This window comes from Acidovorax sp., assembly GCF_022763525.1.
Lineage (GTDB): Bacteria > Pseudomonadota > Gammaproteobacteria > Burkholderiales > Burkholderiaceae_C > Acidovorax.
The window spans coordinates 1-3,113 of sequence record NZ_JALEGG010000271.1 but is presented as its reverse complement, the minus strand read 5'-3'; the positions used below and the strand labels follow the sequence as shown (position 1 = coordinate 3,113).

Genomic DNA, 3,113 nt, shown 5'->3' with positions numbered 1-3,113 from the left:
TACGTGAACGGCCGCCAGATCGACAGCGGCGACTGCAGCGGCCCCAAGAGCGCCCGCAACGTGCTGCTGCACCCCGAGGTCGACGCGGCCGTGTTCGAGACCGCGCGCGGCGGCATCCTGCGCGAGGGTCTGGGCTTTGACCGCTGCCAGGTGGCCGTGGTCACCAACATCGGTGCGGGCGACCACCTGGGCCTGAACTACATCACCACGGTGGAAGACCTGGCCGTCTTGAAGCGCGTGATCGTGCAGAACGTGGCGACCACGGGCTATGGCGTGCTCAATGCGGCCGACCCCATCGTGGCCGCCATGGCGCCTGCCTGCCCCGGCAAGATCATCTTCTTTGCGCTGGACCGCCACCACCCCGTGATGGCCACGCACCGCGCCCAGGGCCACCGCACCGTGTATGTGGACGGCGACTCCATCGTCGCCTCCGAAGGCTCCTGGCGCGAGACCATTCACCTGCGCGACGTGCCCATCACACGCAACGGCAAGATCGGCTTCCAGGTCGAGAACGTGATGGCTGCCGTGGCTGCCGCATGGGGCGTGGGCATGCCCTGGCAGACCATCCGCCGCGGCCTGTCGGGCTTCGTGAACGACAGCGACAACGCGCCCGGCCGCTTCAACATCATGGATTACCGCGGCGCCACCGTGATCGCCGACTACGGCCACAACCCGGACGCCATGCGCGCCCTGGTGCAGGCCGTCGACGCCCTGCCTGCCAAGCGCCGCAGCGTGGTCATCAGCGGCGCGGGCGACCGCCGCGACGAAGACATCCGCGACCAGACCGTGATCCTGGGCGCCGCGTTTGACGACGTGATCCTTTACCAGGACGCCGCCCAGCGCGGCCGCGCCGATGGCGAGGTGATGGCCCTGCTGCGCGAAGGCCTGGCCGGCGCATCGCGCACCACCCACGTCGAAGAAATCCGTGGCGAATTCATTGCCATCGACACCGCCCTGGCCCGCCTGCAGCCCGGCGACCTGTGCCTGGTGCTGGTGGACCAGGTCGAAGAGGCCCTGGCCCATCTGGCCCAGCGCTGCGCCGAAGCCCCGGCGCCCGGAACGCCGGCATGACCGCGCGCAAGACCGCGTGCGGCAGCGCGCTCCTGGCGCTGGCGCTCATGGGTGCTGCGGTACCCGCACAGGCAGCGGCCGGCGAGAAGATCGGGACCGTGGACACCGCCTTCCAATGGATAGGCCGTGACCATGACATCCTGGTGGAAGCCTATGACGATCCGGCCGTGCCGGGCGTGACCTGCTACGTTTCGCGCGCCCGCACGGGCGGCATCAAGGGCACGCTGGGCCTGGCCGAAGACCGCGCCGAGGCCTCGATCGCCTGCCGCCAGGTCGGCCCCATCAGCTTTCCCGAGCCGCTCAAGAAGCAGGAAGAAGTGTTCAGCGAACGCATGTCCATCCTGTTCAAACGCCTGCGCATCGTGCGCATGGTGGACCCGGCCCGCAACACGCTGGTCTACCTGACCTACTCTGAAAAGCTCATCGACGGCTCGCCGCAAAACAGCGTGACGGCCGTGCCGGTGGACCGGTCGACGCCCATCCCGCTGCGCAAGTAGAGGCGCCGAAGGTACGCAGTTCACGCCGAAAGCAAAGAAAGGGGCCTTGGCCCCTTTTTCTTTTAATGAATGAAATCACCCCCTGGCGCTTTTCCAACAAGCGCAGGCAGCTATCCAAACAATAGCATCAGGCTTGGCCTGCAATCTGCCGCAGCGCCTGCTCAAACACCTCCACCGGCTGCCCGCCCTGGATCAGATGCCGGTCGTTCACGATGATCGCTGGCACCGAGTGGATGCCGTGCTCCAGATAGAACTGCTCGCGCTCGCGCACCTCATCAGCGTAGCGGCCCGATGCCAGCACCTCCCGGGCCTCGGCCCCATCCAGGCCCACCTCGCCAGCCACACGCACCAGCACCTCGTGGTCGCCCGGGCTTTGGCCGTCGGTGAAATACGCCTTGAACAGCGCCTTCTTCAGCGCGGGCTGCAGGCCCTCTTCTTCGGCCCAGTGCAGCAGCCGGTGCGCATCAAAGGTGTTGTAGATGCGGCTGCGCTTGTCCAGGTTGAAGGTGAAACCCAGCGCCGCTCCGCGTGCGGCGATGGCCTCGCGGTTCTTCTGGCTCTGCTCGGGCGTGGCGCCGTACTTTTCGTGCAGGTGCTCGCCAATGTCCTGTCCTTCGGGCGACATCTGCGGGTTCAGCTCAAAGGGCTGAAAGTGCAGGTCCAGCGCCACCTCGCCGTGCAAGCGATCTGCGGCCTGCTCCAGCGCCTTGAGGCCGATGATGCACCAGGGGCAGGAGACATCGGAGACGAAATCGATCTTGAGGGTTTTGGTGGTCATCGCAGGACGGGGCAAGGTGCCGGGGTAGGTCAAACAGCCCTGCATGGTAGGGCTGCGCGCTGACTTTTGCAGCGAAGGTGATTTGCCTCGCCCCTGTGTTCCGGAAGCACGCCGTTACGATTTGCCCGCAATCCCCCACGCGCAGTGGCGTTGAAAGACAGCCGCCCCGCGCGCATCTGAGAATTGATGCTCCCGCTCCCCGGCGCACGCACGGGGCACGCACGGGGCACGCATTCTCTTCCTCCTCACCCGCCACCCACTGCACACCCATGACCCTCGATCAGCAAAAAGCCATTCTCACCATCGCCCTGCTCGCCGCTTTTGCCGATGGCAACAAGGACGACGCCGAGCGCGAGGAAATCCGCCGTATCGCGCAGTCTCTGGCAGGCGACACCGGCATGGCCGACCTCCCCCGCATCTACCAGGACGTGCTGCTGAAGCGAACGAACGTGCAGGCCGCCGCTGCGGCCCTCCATGAAGCGGACCACCGCCAGCTGGCCTACGAAATGGCGGTTTGCGTGTGCGATGTTGATGGGCGCCAGTCACCGGCGGAAGCGCAATTCCTGGCGACGCTGAAGGCCGCCTTGCAGTTGGGCTCGCAGCAGACCCAAGCCTTTGACGAGGCCGCAGATACATTCGTCGAGGTGGCGGAGAAAGCCCCGCCCTCTGCCACACCCTGGGGCACGGCTGGCGCGGCGGCGTACACCAGCGCAGCCCAGGCCGCCGCAAACCCCAGCCCGTCGGCGACGCAGCCGGCTTCCCAACGC

At 66.8% G+C, this 3,113-nt stretch carries 4 protein-coding genes; 3 read left to right on the top strand and 1 reads right to left on the bottom strand.

Annotated features, from left to right (window positions below; genetic code table 11):
- The coding region (locus tag MRY84_RS20890) for a cyanophycin synthetase (protein WP_291507601.1) at nucleotides 1–1,071 on the top strand (1,071 nt) is incomplete at its 5' end.
- A 47-nt stretch (nucleotides 1,072–1,118) separates the two neighbouring features.
- Entirely contained in the window at nucleotides 1,119–1,568 is a 450-nt protein-coding gene (locus MRY84_RS20885; protein WP_291507602.1) for a CreA family protein, read from the top strand.
- A gap of 127 nt (nucleotides 1,569–1,695) precedes the next feature.
- Here MRY84_RS20885 and MRY84_RS20880 read toward each other — a convergent pair whose 3' ends face one another.
- Nucleotides 1,696–2,346 (bottom strand): DsbA family oxidoreductase, encoded by a 651-nt coding sequence (locus MRY84_RS20880; protein WP_291507600.1) that lies wholly within the window; start codon nucleotides 2,344–2,346, stop codon nucleotides 1,696–1,698.
- A gap of 269 nt (nucleotides 2,347–2,615) precedes the next feature.
- Here MRY84_RS20880 and MRY84_RS20875 point away from each other — a divergent pair.
- A partial coding sequence (locus tag MRY84_RS20875; RefSeq protein WP_291507599.1) for a DUF533 domain-containing protein occupies nucleotides 2,616–3,113 on the top strand: 498 nt, incomplete at its 3' end.